The organism is Yoonia sp. D2-7 (assembly GCF_055809435.1).
The window spans coordinates 2,569,559-2,585,461 of the sequence record NZ_CM147912.1 but is presented as its reverse complement, the minus strand read 5'-3'; the positions used below and the strand labels follow the sequence as shown (position 1 = coordinate 2,585,461).

Genomic DNA, 15,903 nt, shown 5'->3' with positions numbered 1-15,903 from the left:
GGCCTGCGCGCAATGCGCTTATGCGATGATATCAGGGGTTATTCGGTCCTCTAGGGACGCAATTTCGTCCTTGAGTGCCAGTTTTTGTCGTTTCAGCCGCTGTAGCGTCAGCATGTCGGGCACGCCGCGTTCGTGCAGCGCGTGAATGGCATCATCAAGATCGCGGTGTTCCTGTTTCAGAACCGCGAGCTTAACGCGCAGAACCTCTGTCTGTTCCATCGTAGCGGAGCTGTTCATGCGTCTTCCTTTGTCGAACTGGCGGTGCCAGTACATATCTCACGGTTTTTTTATAAAGCGTGACGACGCAAACGCCTAGCTTTTCCTTTACGATCTGCGGGGTTGCAAGACGCGAATAGTGACACCATATTTTAGGCAACAGATTGCCGAATGCGGGATCTGAAACAGACGGTCGCTTTGAACGTAAGGACGTGTCGTATGACAAAACTCACTTTAGGAACGCATCCGTTCCTGCTCGGCTTTGAGCAACTTGAACAACTGGTCGAACGTACCGCGAAAAGCGGGAACGAAGGCTACCCGCCCTATAACATTGAACAAACGTCGGATTATTCCTACCGGATCACATTGGCTGTCGCCGGTTTTTCCGACGATGATCTGGCGATTACGGTCGAAGACAATGCGCTTGTCATCCGAGGACGTCAATCTGAGGACAACGAAAGCCGTGTGTTCTTGCATCGTGGCATCGCCGCCCGCCAGTTTCAGCGGAACTTTGTTCTCGCTGACGGTGTTGATGTAGGAGAGGCAGTGATGGAGAACGGGTTGCTGCACGTGGATCTGACCCGATCAGAACCAGAGCAAATCGTCCAGACGATTTCAATTCGGAAGGGGTGAAGACATGAACGACAAATACGAGGCTGCCAAGAACGACAGCAATATCGTCTACATCAAAGAAGTCATGGCGAGCGAAGTGCCAGCTGACATTAACCTTGATGCGTTAGAAAGCGACAGCGTGTTTGCATTGCATGATGCAAATGGTGCGCAGCTTGCCGTCGCGGCCAACCGGCAACTGGCCGTACATCTGGCAAAAGCGAATGATTTGGTCCCGATGACCCTTCATTAAATCTTTTTGGTTTTTGAACGTAAAAGCCCCGACGTGGTAATCACGCCGGGGCTTTCTTTTGGGCGATCGCCGGAATTACCCTTTGATCAGACCCATTGATTCCAGCTTCAGGATCACCTGATGCGCGCAGTTATCAACTTCGACGCTTTCAGTTTCGATGACCAATTCAGCGTTCTGTGGAACATCATATGGATCTGAAATCCCTGTGAATTCCTTGATCTTGCCTTCGCGGGCCAGCTTGTACAGACCCTTGCGGTCACGGCGTTCGCATTCCTCGATGGATGTCGCGACGTGGACTTCGATGAAGGCACCGAATTGTTCGATGTCCTCACGCACAGCGCGGCGGGTCGTTGCATATGGCGCGATTGGCGCACAGATCGCGATACCACCGTTTTTGGTGATCTCGGATGCGACATAACCGATCCGGCGGATGTTCAGATCGCGGTGTTCTTTGCTGAAGCCCAATTCGGACGACAGGTTCTTACGAACGATATCACCGTCAAGAAGAGTCACAGGGCGACCACCCATTTCCATCAATTTCACCATCAACGCATTGGCGATTGTGGATTTACCGGAGCCAGAGAAGCCCGTGAAGAACACGGTGAAGCCCTGCTGTGCCCGTGGCGGACGGGATTTCCGCAGCTCTTCCACAACGGATGGGAATGAGAACCATTCAGGGATTTCCAGACCTTCGGCAAGACGACGGCGCAATTCGGTGCCTGAGATGTTCAGAACTGTGACGTTTTCTTTATCTTCGATCTCGTCAGCCGGTTCGTATTGGGCGCGATCCTGCACATAAACCATGTGCTTAAAGTCGACCATTTCGATGCCCATTTCTTCCTGATGCTCGCGGAACAAGTCCTGCGCATCGTATGGGCCGTAGAAATCTTCGCCTTGGCTGTTGTTGCCAGGGCCCGCGTGGTCGCGACCAACGATGAAATGGGTGCAACCATGGTTTTTACGGATCAGGCCATGCCAAACAGCTTCGCGTGGACCAGCCATACGCATGGCGAGGTTTAGGAGCGACATCGCTGTAGTAGAGGCTGGGTATTGATCCAGAACAGCTTCGTAGCAGCGCACACGTGTGAAGTGATCAATGTCGCCCGGCTTTGTCAGGCCAACGATTGGGTGGATCAACAGGTTGGCCTGCGCTTCTTTTGCAGCGCGGAACGTCAGTTCTTGGTGGGCGCGGTGCAGCGGGTTGCGCGTTTGGAACGCAACCACTTTGCGCCAGCCCATTTTGCGGAAATAAGCGCGCAGCTCATTAGGTGTATCGCGACGTGCGCGGAAATCGTAGTGCACTGGCTGTTGGATGCCTGTCACAGGACCGCCGAGGTAAACGTTGCCCGCTTGGTTGTGCAGGTAGTTCACGGCAGGGTGGGCGCTGTCGTCGGCGCCGAACACTTTTTCAGCTTCGCGTGCTTTGTTTGGTGTCCACTTGTCAGTGACTGTCATGGTCGCGAGGATCACGCCTTCTTGGTCGCGTAGGGCGATGTCTTGACCAACTTCGACGGTGTCGGCTTCCTTTTCGGACACGTCCAATGTGATCGGCATTGGCCACAGCTGGCCGTCTGCCAGGCGCATGTTTTCAACAACACCGTCGTAATCTTCTTCGGACAAGAAGCCCTTCAGCGGATTGAAACCACCGTTCATCAGCAATTCAAGATCGCAGATCTGGCGCGGAGTCAGGTCGTGGGATGCGAGGTCCGCTGCTTCCATCTTCAGCTTTTGGGCTGAGTCGTAAGAAACATAGAGCTCTGGGATTGGGGCGAGCGTATCGGCCATAAAATTTGTCCTATTTTTCAGAGGATTAAATCCAGAAGTGGTGCCAGTAAGTTCGGCATGAATTTTGTCGTATTCGGCGAATTTGCGTTTCAAGAACCGATCCGTGAGACGGTTCTTTTCAGACGCGCCGCGGGTCGTGATAGCGTAGGCGACGCGTTTGCGTTTGTCGGTACTGTCGGTGTCGGTGAGTTTGATCAGACCCGCATCGGTCGCAGCACGTAGTTGTGCGTTGAGCCGGCCCAATGATATATCCAAAGCAGCAGCCAGCGCCCGCTGTGACGCATCAGGTGCGACATCTAGCTGACGGAGAAGACGGAAGAGGTGGTCTTCGTCTTCATCACTGCGTTTCAGGGTTGGCAACGGCATGCTCACGACTCGGGGTTTGTTCACGCGTGAACGTATGTCACGAAAGGTATGTTCAGGCTAGAACAAACTTTTGTGCGCCCGAAAATATGCGAGATCGGTTAATATGTTGTGTCGCTACAACGAAATTGTGGTGGAAATACGAAACTGCCGACGCGTTTGCACACGTCGGCAGTCAATCCTGTTCAGCATTGGGGTGCGGTTACGCTTACACGTCGTCCATTTCCGCAATGAACTTTTCCGCATCCAATGCCGCCATGCAGCCCATGCCCGCAGACGTCACAGCCTGACGGTAGATGTGGTCGGTTAGATCGCCTGCTGCAAACACACCCGGAATGGCGGTGCGTGTGCTGCCTGCTTCGACTTTTACGTAGCCGCCTGAATGCAATTCCAGCTGGTCTTTGACCAATTCGGACGCGGGGGCGTGGCCGATTGCGATGAAAATCCCTTTCGCTGGAATTTCCGTAATTTCACCTGTCTTGGTGTGACGCACGCGCACAGCTTCGACGCCCAGTGGGCTTTCGGTGCCGGTGACTTCGTCGACTTCATGGAACCACAGCGGTTCAATTTTTGGGTTCTTCATCAAGCGATCAATCAGGATTTTCTCGGCGCGCAGTTCATCGCGGCGGTGCACCAGCGTGACCTTGGACGCGAAGTTGGTGAGGAAAAGTGCTTCTTCAACGGCGGTATTCCCGCCGCCGACAACAACGATTTCCTGACCGCGGTAGAAGAAGCCGTCGCAGGTTGCGCATGCCGACACGCCGAAGCCTTTGAATTTCTCTTCTGACGGCAGGCCCAGCCATTTCGCGCGGGCACCGGTGCAAAGGATCACCGCATCTGCCGTGAAAACCGTGCCGCTGTCGGCTGTGGCCGTAAACGGGCGTTTGGACAGATCAAGTGACGTGATGATATCGCCGACGATCTCGCAGCCCATTTCGCGTGCGTGGGCCTCCATGCGGACCATCAAGTCGGGACCCTGTACCTGCGTGTCGCCCGGCCAGTTTTCAACTTCGGTTGTCGTGGTCAACTGGCCGCCCGGTTCGATGCCTTGCACCAAGATGGGTTCCAACATTGCGCGGGACGCATAAACGCCAGCGGTGTAGCCGGACGGGCCGGAGCCGATGATCAAAACTTTGGTGTGACGCGTGTCGGACATTGGGCAGCCTTTCAAGGAATCTTTGATCCGATATAGTCGTGCAGGGCCTGTGTTAAAAGCCCGTGAAACGGTGATGTGTTTGACGGCACTTCATTTCGACACGCAGAATGTTGGCGACATTTTCTTTTAACTATGTGAAACATTGTTGCGCAGTCGCTTGGTCTGACGTAGGAATCAACAATACAGCAAGGGAAACATGCATGCCGGGTCAAAAACTAGACGATATCGATCGGATGATTCTGGCTGAATTGCAGGCGGACGGGCGTATGACCAACGTCGAGCTTGCGAAACGGGTTGGCATTTCGGCGCCACCTTGTCTGCGCCGTGTCAGGACGCTCGAGGAATCGGGGTTTATTCGCGGGTATCACGCGGACGTTGATCCACGCGAATTGGGCTTCGAAGTTCAGGTTTTTGCGATGGTCGGTTTGGTCAGTCAGGCCGAAGTTGATCTATCCGCGTTTGAAGACAAATGTCAGGACTGGCCGTTGGTTCGCGAATGTCACATGCTGAACGGCGAAGTGGACTTCATTCTGAAATGCGTCGCACCTGATTTGCGGTCATTTCAACGTTTCCTGACGGAAGAACTGACAAGCGCGCCGAACGTGGCGTCTGTGAAAACGTCGCTCGTTATTCGGGGTGCGAAAGATCACCCAGGTGTGCCGTTCGATGTCCTTGAAGAGCGGCTCGCCCAAGAGGCGTAATAGCGGCGGGACGTGCCCACCGCTTGTTGGTTTATCTATTCAATAGACGACCCATCAACCCTACTTTTTTCTGGGTCGCATCGAAATCGTATCCGAACCCTTCGAAAAAGCTGCGCACTTCAGGTGTCAGCATGCCCCGACCACTGGCGTATTGCGGGAGGTCAAATCCGCCGCCGTAGTTGAGTTCAACCACAACAGGGCCGGCCGGCGTAATCGCGATATCCGTGGATTGGTAACGGATCGGGCCAAACAGACTGGCGGCTTTGGCATTAATCTCGACCACCTGATCCCAATGCGGCAGGGTCATCCCCATCAATCCAACCTGTTCCGGATGGTCGTCCATAAACGCCACAACAGGGTCTGCGCGTTGCGCGATTGTCTTGATGCGGCCTGTCGCAACATCGACTTCTGACGCCAGATTGCCAGGCCGCCAGAACGCATCGGCAATGTTGTTGCCCTGCGGGAGCTTGATCACAGCCATCGGTACATAGACGCCGTCATCTTTCAACAGATTCACCATGCGCACGGTGGCGATAGATGAACAATACTTCGCGATATCCGGATGGTTGGACAGTTTGCGCTGCACGACATAGGCGTTGTCGGCCACAACGTTTTCCATGAACGTTGCATAAGTGACGGGGTCTTGACCCGCGCATGTCAGGTGAGTTGCGTCAGCGTGATCAATGCGAAAAGCGCCAAAGCTGACCATACCGTCGACAATCTTGCCAAACAGGCCATCGCCAAGCTCAAAGGTCACAAGTTCCTTTAGCTCTTCAGCTGTCGTGATCTTGCGAACACCAGGGTAGACGCGGGCGGATTTGTCGATGACGGCAACTGTTTCCGGAACGGGAACACCGCCGGCCTTGAGCATGGTTTCAGCTAGCATCTTGTCTTCGGCGACTGTGGACCATCCCTGATTGTTACAGGTGTGTGTCATGTCCCAATGACGATCATTCGAGATGAACAATGCACGCGCTTCCGCGTCGTGGCGATCTGCATCGAACAGGCCATGACGGACATATTCAACAAGGTTCAGGCGGCTGTGTGACGCAGCCATCGTTTTGTAATCACGCATAATCTGGATGACCGACCTGCCGGATGTCTTTGCCGCGTATACAAGCAGTTCTTGCTGCGTGCTTTCACGCGCGGCGAGGTAATCTTGTTGGTCTTTCTGTTCGGCGGTCGGTAAAATTTGTACGTTCATGGCGCTCACATTGTTTCCAAGGGCAAGAGAGTTGTTTCGAATTGAACAACAATCAATCTTGAAAACGTGGTGAGATTAAGGCGCAGTCGGGGCCAGACGCGGGCGGGGTCTCGAATTATGTGCAACGTGCACTGGTGCTATGACCATGCGGCGGGCCTGCGCCGTCTGGGCGCGCAGCGGCTGCCGTCGCTTTCCAACGCGGATTGTAAGCTTAGCCGTCGGCGATGATAAATCCAAACGGGTCATCGGTTACGCCACAGCGAACATATCAAGATCGCGCAGGTTCAGTCGCGGATGGAGAAGGACGTCAAAATCCGAAAGGCTTTCTTTGTGCGGAAACAACGACATAAACAAAAGCTGCATGTCCGATCGCATTTGAACTGTATGGGCCAGACCGGGGTGTAACGTTTCAAGTTCGACGCCGTTGACGTTGATCTGTTCGTGATTGTCGAAACCCAGCTGGTAACAATGGACGGGCGCAATCGGGCGCAATTCGATGATGCTTGACCCGTCAATAAAGTCGCGCACCGGTGCGAATGCGGCGTCGCTTCCGGTCAAGGTTTTGACGCCTGGCGCCTTATGCAGCATGCGTGCCGATGGCCCCAAGACCAGATCCATTCCGGGGCGACCGTATCCTAACGCATCAGCCGTCAAGCGTGTCATCGTACCCATTTCGGGACGTTTATTGCGAGCACCGGGCACAATTGTCATGCTGCCACGCCAGCGCAACGTCTGAAATCCGTTGGTCGATGTTTTGATTTTGTCGCCCGGCAACAGATCTTCGACGGCGACTGGGCCGTTCTGGGTCTGCAAGATCGCGCCGCGCCCGATGGCTGCGAAACAATCTTCAAACACAGCCGACGCAGGTGCGATGCGCGTAAATTCTTCGATGTCGTAGGATGGTGTCAGATGGGCGACTTCATATTTCCGCATGAGAGGCTTCACACGGGACAGTCGCCCATCTTGACTAGCGATCCGACCATTAAGGGCCGGAGAGGTATAACTTTCCGTCGCGAGGCCAGCGACGGCTTGGTGGGTCTTGCGCATGCGAACACCTTTCGGTTCTTCACACATCTGTCGGCCCCACCGACAACATCTGAGGAGAGTTGCTAAATTCGTTGTGGCGAATGTGGCAAATTTTGGCGTGCGCTGTCAAAACTATTTGGATTTGTCAGCGCTATCGGAGTTAATCCCAATTCAGGGATCGGGATTGTCGCCGAAACGAGCACGACTCTGCCATATTTGCGCGGGCGATCACCGCATCAAACGCGTCCTGCGGGTGTCCAAACACGAATCAACCGCGCAGCTTGGGACTACGCGGTTGACAGACCGACCCTTGGGAAGTCGGGGGGAGGGAGAGGGAATGCGGGCCGTTACAGCACCGTTTGGAACGCCTGACGTCTGAGCATTACAAAAGTCCCACGATTGCCATGCCTGGCGGGGGCTTTTGCTGCAGGCTTTCCGACGGTGTCGTTAGGCCGAAATGTCCATGGACATGAATGCCGGCATTGGCGGCAGGGTAATTTTGTTTTGACGTGTCTCAGTCTCAAGGCGGCGGGCGATCATCGCTTGGCGGCGCAATCCGCGGGCCCAAGGCATATTAGTTTCGCAGTCGTTTGCTGCAGTTTTCGTTTCATCCATCCAGCGTGCTTTAGCCATTGTTTTTTCTCCGGTGTCGATCTGTTGGTTCGTGCAACGTTGTATTGTTGCTGCTCTGAGAACAGTTTGTCCTAGGATGCGGGCAAGAATTTGACCGTCCTCAAAAAAGTTTCGTGTTTCGCACCACTAGAATGGGGCAAGTTGGTTAACATTGCCCAAACGCCCGGAAGTTTTTGTTTTCTATCGGTAATTTTAATCTGCGGAAACAATCAGGCTGCAGATTGAGCAATTGTTTCACAAAATGAGGCAATACCTTGGCGCGATATTGCCTAATTCCTGCCTAAGTCGGGCAGGAAATCGCGGCAATCAGTCGACCATAGTCGGCTTCTTTGCGGTGACAGGTCCGCCGGTAGCTGTAGAATCGGTCTTCGTCTGCGTACGTACAGTGCCGCGTCCAAGCCGCATCGCCGATTCCAAAGCCACGCAGGCGCATCAGGCCAAAGCCCGGCAGGTCGAATTGCATTTTGTCGCCTGTGCCTTGCGCAAAGAAACGGGCGTAAAGTGGGTCTTCTGCCAGAAAGGTCTCGAAAAACTCTGGTCCAACTTCGTAAGCCGCTTGGCTGATTGACGGGCCAATGACCGCTTTGGTGTTGGCGCGGTCAGCGCCCAGCGCTTCCATCGCGTCTAACGTCGCCTCGAGCACACCATTCAACGCACCTGTCCAGCCCGCATGCGCTGCTCCGACGACCTTAGCGACCGGGTCAGCAAAAAGGACGGGTTGGCAATCAGCAGTCAGGATCGACAGGGCGAGCCCCGGTACGTTCGTCACAAGCGCGTCGGCTTTGGGCTTATCCGGTGTGGGCTCTTTGACCGTGACCACATCCGTTGAATGGACTTGATGAACGCCCATCAGATGGGCGTGAGGAACAGACATTGCATTTGCCACGCGCGCGCGATTGATCGCGACGATCTCGTGTTGATCAGAGCTGCCAAAGCCGCAGTTCAAGCCCGCATAAACACCTGAAGACGCGCCGCCTTTGCGGGTAAAGAACCCGTGCGGAATGCCTTCCAACAGATCGTCGGTGATGATCTCAAGCGTCATGTGTCAGTCCCGCAGGTGGTGGGGTGCCTTTTGGATGCAGCCCGATAACTTTGAATATCTCACCCATTTCTGACGGGTGGGTCAAGCGGCGGTGCGCTGCAATATGCTGATCTAACCCGTCACCGGTTAAATGCTGTGCAAGCGATTGAGCGCGATTGGTAATACCGAGCCGTTCGAGAAAAACACCCTGCGTGGTCAGGCGGGTGAATTGGGCTGGGCTAGCCGCCTGCGCAATCGCTTCGAAATCCACATGCGCGGTCAAGTCGGCGTCGCCGGGCGCTTTGAATGGATCAACGGGCGCGTGATCTGTGATGGCTTGTAGCGTATCGCCCAAACTGCGCCAATCGCCGTAGTCTATGATCAGCGCGGCACCGCCGTGGTCTGCGATCCGCTGTCCGATCTGCGCCGTAATACCGGGCAGGGCAGGGCAAAGTTCGACCAGATCGCCTGCCTTGGTGTCGTCAAGCCTGTGGTCCAGCGCCTCTATCGGGGCTGCGGCCGACAGGCCTAGCGTCAATCTGTCGTCCTGCACCCCAACCATATGTTCACGCCAACCCGCGTCGTCGCGTGTAAACTGGCGGATGGGCAGCGCGTCGAAAAATTCATTCGCGACCATGAACAGCGGCGCATCTGGTAATGTGCTAATCGTATCGTGCCACGTCGCTTGCGGGACCAATTCGGCCTGTTTGGCGCGCAAAACGGGTGATGCTTCGATCAGGTGCACAGATGCGGCATCGTGGAAACCGGGCACTGATTTCGTTGCACGCAGCATGTCGGCCATTAACGTCCCACGGCCCGGACCAATTTCGGCGAGCGTAAAGGGCGTGGGTTGGTCCTGATCGATCCATGCCTGCGCGAGGCAAAGCCCCAGCATTTCGCCAAACATCTGGCTGATCTCAGGCGCCGTAATGAAATCGCCTTTGGCTCCGAACGGGTCGCGTGTGGCGTAATACCCATGTTTCGGATGCAGTAGGCATTCAGCCATATAGTCCGCCAGTGTGATCGGGCCAGTCTGGCCAATCCGCGCAATCAGAAGATCGGCAAGCGCGGTCATGACCGCCGCCGCGCCATGACAAAGATCGTGAGGCCGATCAGGATCATCGGTAGGGAAAGTGTCTGACCCATGGTCACTCCCCATCCATCAATATGAAACGCAAGACCAAGCGGATTGCCTTCTGTGACGAACTGGGCATCCGGTTGGCGAACAAATTCGATGATGAAACGAGAAATGCCGTAGCCCGCGAAAAACAGGCCAGTGATCATCCACGGGCGTTTCAGCGCGCCAAAGCCGAACACCAGCGTCATGAGGATCGCGCCAAGGATCAATCCTTCGAGACCGGCCTCATAGAGCTGCGACGGATGCCGGCCGCACAGTTCCGTTGCTGTGGCACAGCTTTGTGCGGCTTGGCCCGGGAACGCGACAGCCCAAGGCAGATCCGTGGGGCGGCCCCAAAGTTCAGCGTTGATGAAATTCGCAATGCGGACCAGCAGAATAGCAGGGGTAGCGGCGACGCAGACGATGTCTGCAAGGGCGGAGAAAGGTATCTTGTTGCGATAGCTGAACAGCCAAACGCCGATGACGACGCCGATAAAGCCACCATGGAATGACATACCGCCAGTCCAAATCATCGGAATCTCAAGCGGGTTCGCGATGAAACGGGCAGGGTTATAGAATAGAACGTAGCCCAGCCGACCACCACCGATCACGCCGATCACGACGTAGGTCAGCAGGTCTTCCAGCTGTTTATGTTCCATCGGGGCCACGCCACCGCGCCACAGATGTGGGCGACGCAGGGCTGCGGCAATCACCTGCCAGCCAATAGCGATCCCGACGATATACCCCATCGCATACCAGCGCAGGGCCAGCTCAAATCCAAATACATTGATCGAGAAAATCTCGGGCGATATGGCGGGGAAGGGTATCGGATTGCTCATGCCTTTACGTGGCTTTGGGCTGCGGCAAAGTCAACAGGGATGGCGGGTTGCACGTGGGCACGCGGGTGCCCATATATAAAGCAAGCAAAAGCGGAGCTGCATCATGCAAACCAAGAACAAAATGTTAGACGACCTGTCGCAACTGATGACCAACGCCATGGGCGTGGCACAAGGCGCAAAAGACGAAGCGGGCAACGCGATGAGTTCGATGATGGACCGCTGGCTGGCCGACCGTGATTTTGTGACGCGCGAAGAATTCGACGCGGTACGGGCGATGGCGCAAAAGGCACGCGAAGAAAACGAAGCACTCGCGGCACGGATCGCAGCACTCGAAGCGAAATAAACCGCGTGCGGGGGCAATTTTTCACGAAGAAATGGGTTCTCCGAGACGGCTGTTATCGGAAATGAGACACTAGCCACGACCAGGCCCCGCTGAAATCCGGGGTCTCTATTTCAGAGGCCCAGTCTGAGGTTGAATTGATTGCCGTCATCGACGTGTCCCAAGCTTTTTCTGGTGACGATTTAACAGCTGCCCATAGTTCTTCTTTGGTGGGAACGTTCAGACCGCAAACCTGCTCGTGACTAGTGTCGACGTCGCTGTCGGGGTCAATTGCCAATTGAAGCGCATGAAGATCAATCATCGTTTCACATGCGGCCGCCAATTCAAATGTCGTAGCCGCAACAATAATGCCTATCCCGAAGACAGGGACCGCCTCACCAAAAACGCTTCCAACGTTGACTGCAGCCGTTTTTGCCGTTCGGCTTTGAATGTCCGAGAGCGTTGACCGAATGAGTCTCGTGGAATGATTATTGAGCACAATGCGCGTGTTGTTTTGGGACCGCAATTGTGCCATCGCCTCTAGCTGCGATTGATTTAAGCTCTGCAAAATCCGATTAGATGCGGCGAGGTCAGCGATCTGCGCTGTTTGTCGCGATTGACGCGCGCGCAGATCGGTATGTTCAGTTTGAAGTTGTCGTAGCTCGCCCTCTCGCTGAGACAAAAGGCGATCGCTGCGGTCCGCTGTATTTCTGCGCGCGGTTTGGGCTTGCATTGTCGTTGTAGCAACACCGCTTACGGCAAAAATGAATTTACTCGTCATATCTGTTACCGCACCGATCGTGTGCGAAGCAACAGATAGAGACAAGAGCGCAAGAAAGCACAGGAAGACCAGCCACTTGCGCGCGACTTCAGCTAAGCGTGCCGCAGCATTAAGGAAGCAAACCAAAGGGCTCCAGAGGCGCACTAAAACTCACCGAGATACGCCACCAAGATATCCAGCGCTGCCTGTAGATCGCCCTTTTCGATCATCTCGGTCACTGTGTGGATATAGCGCGTACCCACGACAATCCCGACAGCCCGTGCGCCGGCAGCCGCCTGTTGCGCCGCCGCCCCGTCTTGGCCGCCAGCGGCCAGCATTGTGCGCTGGTAAGGGATGTCGTTTGCAATCGCGAGCGCCTCGATCTGTTTCACCAGATCACGATCCGCGATGAATGAACTGTCCCGCACATGCAGTCCGAACCCTTTGCCTTGCGTTGTTGTCGCGTCCTTTTCGGGAATGCCGGGTGTGTCGCACGCCAGCGTCGTATCCACACCAATCCCGATGTCCGGCTTCACGGCAAAGGCCGCTGTTTTGCCGCCGCGCAGACCAACCTCTTCCTGACATGTAAATGCCACGTGAATTTCCGCACCGCGCCCTTTGTCACTAAGTGCCCGCATCGCTTCGATCCCGAGCCAGCAGGCGATCCGGTTATCCAGCGCCTTTGACACGATCTTATCCCCGATTTCGATGAACGGTTCTTCCATCACAACAAAATCGCCGACTTTGATGACGTCATGCGCCTTCTTGCCCATCCCGAGATCGACAAAGAAATCGCCGACCTCCGGCACCTTCTTGCGATCTTCGGGCGAGGCAATATGCACTGGCTTGCCACCTGGGTTCATGACGCCAAGGTAGTCGCCACCATCGGTGCAAACGCGGACACGGCGCGAGAATAGGTTGCGTGGGTCAAAGCCGCCGACAGGGTTCAGGTACAGATAACCGTCTTTGCTGATATGACTGACCAGAAACCCGATTTCGTCCATATGGCAGAGCAGCATGATCTTCTTCGGGTTGTCGCCAGTCCCGTTGCGTTTGCACAAAAGCGACCCCATCGGATCGGTCGTAACCTCGTCAAACAACCCGCCGATCTCGGATGTGATCAGGTCACGCACGCGATGTTCATTGCCGGGCACACCGGGGGTTTCGCACAGGGTTTTCAGCAGATCGAGGTTCATCAAAGGCTCCGTCATTTTAGGTTATTATAAATGTGGGCTGCGGGGGTGGTGAAGGCAAGCCGGTTGTCGGTATGCAGGCGGCCAAACCGTAAGAGGCCCAGATGACCACACCTGATATCTTTGCACCTTTCACCGCATTGGCCGCGCAGCTTTTGCCGCATGCCTGTGACAACGCAGACGATGGGTCACATGACATCGCCCATATCGCGCGGGTCTGGGCCAACGCGCGCACCATTCACGCGGCAGAGGGTGGGGATGGCCGCGTGCTATGTGCGGCAACGCTGCTGCATGACTGCGTGTCACTTGAAAAGGATGCGGCGGATCGGTCGCAAGGGTCGCGGATGGCGGCGGACAAGGCCCGAGGCGTATTAGAGGGGCTGGAATGGGATGAAGCGGACATTGACCGCGTATCCCACGCGATCGTCGCGCACAGCTTTTCAGCAAATGTCACGCCAACAACGATTGAAGCAAAGATACTGCAAGATGCGGACCGTTTAGACGCGATCGGCTTGATTGGCGTGGCACGCTGTTTCTACGTCGCGGGGCGCATGGGGTCCGGTCTGTACGATCCGGCTGATCCTAGGGCGCAAAAACGGGAACTGGACGACAAGGCCTTCGCCATTGATCATTTCGAAACTAAGCTGCTGACGCTTGCAGAAGGGTTCCAAACCGCGACGGGTGCTGCGATGGCGCAAGACCGGCACGCGGCGCTTTTAGCCTTTCGGGATGGCCTGTTGGCCGAAATCGGGGCAATTCCACGTTAACCTTTTGAATAATCGCGAGTTCTCCACAGGTATCTTGGGCGGCGTCCCACTTATCCCCAAGAAATTGCTTTACAGGTAAGGTCTCGTAAAGCACCATATGTCGTAGGGACAGAAAACAAAAATACTGATCCTAGAGCAGTCACATAGCGGTTGGGTCGCTGCCACGTCCCGCTGCCAGACAGGCGAGGCGCGACATATGGCACTTTCAGAGCATTATCTTGAGACGGATGACCTGCATCCGATTGATTTGGTTGAATACGTCGCCGAACACCATGACTGGCAATTTGACCGCATCCACGATGACCAGATCGCAATGGCGGTTGAAGCGCAGTGGCGGACCTATGCGATTACTGTGGCTTGGTGTGCGGCCGATGAGACGCTACGGCTGATCTGCACGTATGAAATGGAACCGCCAGCGAACCGTATTCCGGCGCTTTACGAAGCGCTGAACACGATCAACGACATGTGCTGGGCGGGATCGTTTTCGTGGTGGGGTGATGAACAGATGATGGTTTATCGCTACGGTCTTGTGCTCGCGGGCGATCAAGCACCATCAGCTGAACAGATCGATACAATGATCGGGGCCGCTGTCGCGAGTTGTGAACGCTATTATCCAGCCATCCAACTGGTGACATGGGCCGACCGTAGTCCAAAAGATGCGGTTCAGATCGCCATTGCTGAAGCTTACGGACGCGCGTAACCGCGCGTCCAGTCTCGATTTTTGCTAGATTGCGTCGTGTTACGCAGCCTTTTGTTGTGTGGCTTGGGTCGCCGCTGTTAGCAGCGCCTGCGCCACTGTATCACATTCCGCCTGCGTCAGTCGTGCAGGCAGCCGCACGTCGCATGCCATCATCAGCATGGCGCGGGTTTTCGGCAATTCAGGTGTGTCCCCAAGAAAATGCCAGTTCCAAAAGGCACGCGCGTTATCCGTGGAACGCCCAAAGATTTGGACGTTCAGACCGGCCTGTTGCGTAGCGCTCTGGAAATCCGCGATTTGCGCATCTGTCATATCGACAAGATTGAACTGTATCGAATCCGGTGCGCGATTTTCAGGGGAAAGCTTTGCAGGGACCGCTAAATTCGGATGTGCATTCAATTGGTCTGCAACATGATCATGATTGCGCCGCCCGTCTGTGACGCGCTGGTCCAATGCGTCCAGCTGTGGCCGGATCAAAGCCGCAGACAGCGTGTTCAGACGCAAGTTATAAAGCGGTAGCTTGTTCTGCCATGTCGCGAAGGGCGCATGCAGGACCGGATGTTTTCGCCAGTTATGTTCATACGCGCCGGACATGATGATCGCTTTGGCGACAAGTTCGGCGTCATCGGTGATCATGATCCCGCCTTCGCCCGCGTTCAGCATTTTATAGGACTGGAAACTGAAGCAGCCGATTTTACCGATAGTCCCGATATTCCGATCGCCCCACGTCGTGCCAAGGCTATGCGCTGCATCTTCGATGACTGGAATACCTGCCGCGTCGCACAGCGTCATGATCGCATCCATGTCCGACGTATGCCCGCGCATGTGGCTGATGATGACGGCCTCGACCGATGGCAGTTTGGCCGCAAAATCATCCAGATCAATGCGGTAATTGTCGCCGCATTCGCACAGCACGGGCACGCAATCGGCATGCACCACGGATGACGGTACTGCCGCAAAGGTAAACGCCGGGATCAGAACGCGGGCGTCGCGGGGCAGCCCCAGCGCCTTGAGCGACAGGAACAGCGCAGCAGAGCATGACGACACGGCCAATGCATAGGTACTGCCAAGCTTCGCGGCAAATTCGGCTTCCAACAGTGCGACCGGCGATTGATCGTTGGTGTAGCGAAACAGGTCACCGGTTTCCAAGATACGCGTGACTTCTGCCTTGGCGGCCGCGGGGATTGGTTCAGCTTGTGTCAGGTTGGGCAATTGTGACATATTTCACCTTTTCCGAAATGCTT

Annotated in this window: 18 protein-coding genes; 6 read left to right on the top strand and 12 right to left on the bottom strand. The window is 55.4% G+C overall.

The window, feature by feature from the left end:
• Positions 1-18: 18 nt before the first annotated feature.
• A complete protein-coding gene (locus AC0L7R_RS12705; protein WP_247126291.1) occupies positions 19-237 on the bottom strand; it encodes a YdcH family protein in 219 nt (72 codons plus the stop codon).
• A 198-nt stretch (positions 238-435) separates the two neighbouring features.
• On the opposite strand from AC0L7R_RS12705, the gene AC0L7R_RS12700 reads away from it, so the two are divergent.
• Positions 436-849 carry an Hsp20 family protein gene (locus AC0L7R_RS12700; RefSeq protein WP_247126292.1) on the top strand — a complete coding sequence of 138 codons (414 nt, stop codon included), beginning with the start codon at positions 436-438 and terminating at the stop codon, positions 847-849.
• Between the two features lie 4 nt (positions 850-853).
• Positions 854-1,078, top strand: a complete 225-nt coding sequence (locus AC0L7R_RS12695) for a DUF1150 family protein (protein ID WP_247126294.1) — start codon at positions 854-856, stop codon at positions 1,076-1,078.
• Positions 1,079-1,153: 75 nt separating this feature from the next.
• Here the strand turns inward: AC0L7R_RS12695 and AC0L7R_RS12690 are convergent, their stop codons facing one another.
• Both AC0L7R_RS12690 and trxB read right to left on the bottom strand, forming a co-directional pair.
• Positions 1,154-3,229 carry a bifunctional sulfate adenylyltransferase/adenylylsulfate kinase gene (locus AC0L7R_RS12690; RefSeq protein WP_473657236.1) on the bottom strand — a complete coding sequence of 692 codons (2,076 nt, stop codon included), beginning with the start codon at positions 3,227-3,229 and terminating at the stop codon, positions 1,154-1,156.
• 205 nt (positions 3,230-3,434) lie between these two features.
• On the bottom strand, positions 3,435-4,382 hold the full coding sequence (gene trxB, locus AC0L7R_RS12685) for a thioredoxin-disulfide reductase (protein ID WP_348109603.1): 948 nt from the start codon (positions 4,380-4,382) through the stop codon (positions 3,435-3,437).
• Positions 4,383-4,582: 200 nt separating this feature from the next.
• On the opposite strand from trxB, the gene AC0L7R_RS12680 reads away from it, so the two are divergent.
• Positions 4,583-5,083 (top strand): Lrp/AsnC family transcriptional regulator, encoded by a 501-nt coding sequence (locus AC0L7R_RS12680; protein WP_247126301.1) that lies wholly within the window; start codon positions 4,583-4,585, stop codon positions 5,081-5,083.
• A 31-nt stretch (positions 5,084-5,114) separates the two neighbouring features.
• On the opposite strand, the gene AC0L7R_RS12675 is transcribed toward AC0L7R_RS12680, so the two are convergent.
• The 6 genes from AC0L7R_RS12675 to lgt all read right to left on the bottom strand — a co-directional run bounded on the left by AC0L7R_RS12675 (position 5,115) and on the right by lgt (position 10,923).
• Positions 5,115-6,287, bottom strand: a complete 1,173-nt coding sequence (locus AC0L7R_RS12675; protein WP_473657235.1) for a sugar-transfer associated ATP-grasp domain-containing protein — start codon at positions 6,285-6,287, stop codon at positions 5,115-5,117.
• A gap of 249 nt (positions 6,288-6,536) precedes the next feature.
• Positions 6,537-7,334 carry a Hint domain-containing protein gene (locus AC0L7R_RS12670; protein ID WP_473657233.1) on the bottom strand — a complete coding sequence of 266 codons (798 nt, stop codon included), beginning with the start codon at positions 7,332-7,334 and terminating at the stop codon, positions 6,537-6,539.
• Between the two features lie 426 nt (positions 7,335-7,760).
• A complete protein-coding gene (locus AC0L7R_RS12665) occupies positions 7,761-7,946 on the bottom strand; it encodes a hypothetical protein (protein ID WP_247126305.1) in 186 nt (61 codons plus the stop codon).
• A 280-nt stretch (positions 7,947-8,226) separates the two neighbouring features.
• Positions 8,227-8,988, bottom strand: a complete 762-nt coding sequence (gene pgeF / locus AC0L7R_RS12660) for a peptidoglycan editing factor PgeF (protein WP_473657232.1) — start codon at positions 8,986-8,988, stop codon at positions 8,227-8,229.
• Positions 8,978-10,042: an SAM-dependent methyltransferase gene (locus AC0L7R_RS12655; protein WP_473657231.1), complete on the bottom strand. Its 1,065-nt coding sequence runs from the start codon at positions 10,040-10,042 to the stop codon at positions 8,978-8,980. Before AC0L7R_RS12655 ends, pgeF begins: the two co-directional genes overlap by 11 nt.
• Positions 10,039-10,923: a prolipoprotein diacylglyceryl transferase gene (gene lgt, locus AC0L7R_RS12650; protein WP_247126310.1), complete on the bottom strand. Its 885-nt coding sequence runs from the start codon at positions 10,921-10,923 to the stop codon at positions 10,039-10,041. Before lgt ends, AC0L7R_RS12655 begins: the two co-directional genes overlap by 4 nt.
• Before the next feature lie 103 nt (positions 10,924-11,026).
• Between lgt and AC0L7R_RS12645 the strand changes: the two genes are divergently transcribed.
• A complete protein-coding gene (locus tag AC0L7R_RS12645) occupies positions 11,027-11,266 on the top strand; it encodes an accessory factor UbiK family protein (protein ID WP_348109590.1) in 240 nt (79 codons plus the stop codon).
• 52 nt (positions 11,267-11,318) lie between these two features.
• Here AC0L7R_RS12645 and AC0L7R_RS12640 read toward each other — a convergent pair whose 3' ends face one another.
• Positions 11,319-12,149, bottom strand: a complete 831-nt coding sequence (locus AC0L7R_RS12640) for a hypothetical protein (RefSeq protein ID WP_473657230.1) — start codon at positions 12,147-12,149, stop codon at positions 11,319-11,321.
• Positions 12,150-12,166: 17 nt separating this feature from the next.
• A complete protein-coding gene (locus AC0L7R_RS12635; protein ID WP_473657229.1) occupies positions 12,167-13,198 on the bottom strand; it encodes a M20/M25/M40 family metallo-hydrolase in 1,032 nt (343 codons plus the stop codon).
• Positions 13,199-13,299: 101 nt separating this feature from the next.
• On the opposite strand from AC0L7R_RS12635, the gene AC0L7R_RS12630 reads away from it, so the two are divergent.
• The gene (locus tag AC0L7R_RS12630) at positions 13,300-13,962 is read left to right on the top strand and encodes an HD domain-containing protein (RefSeq protein WP_473657227.1); all 663 of its coding nucleotides are present in this window, start codon (positions 13,300-13,302) and stop codon (positions 13,960-13,962) included.
• A 196-nt stretch (positions 13,963-14,158) separates the two neighbouring features.
• Positions 14,159-14,662 carry a type III secretion system chaperone family protein gene (locus AC0L7R_RS12625; protein ID WP_247126316.1) on the top strand — a complete coding sequence of 168 codons (504 nt, stop codon included), beginning with the start codon at positions 14,159-14,161 and terminating at the stop codon, positions 14,660-14,662.
• Between the two features lie 39 nt (positions 14,663-14,701).
• Here AC0L7R_RS12625 and AC0L7R_RS12620 read toward each other — a convergent pair whose 3' ends face one another.
• On the bottom strand, positions 14,702-15,880 hold the full coding sequence (locus tag AC0L7R_RS12620; protein ID WP_473657225.1) for an aminotransferase class I/II-fold pyridoxal phosphate-dependent enzyme: 1,179 nt from the start codon (positions 15,878-15,880) through the stop codon (positions 14,702-14,704).
• Positions 15,881-15,903: the final 23 nt, after the last annotated feature.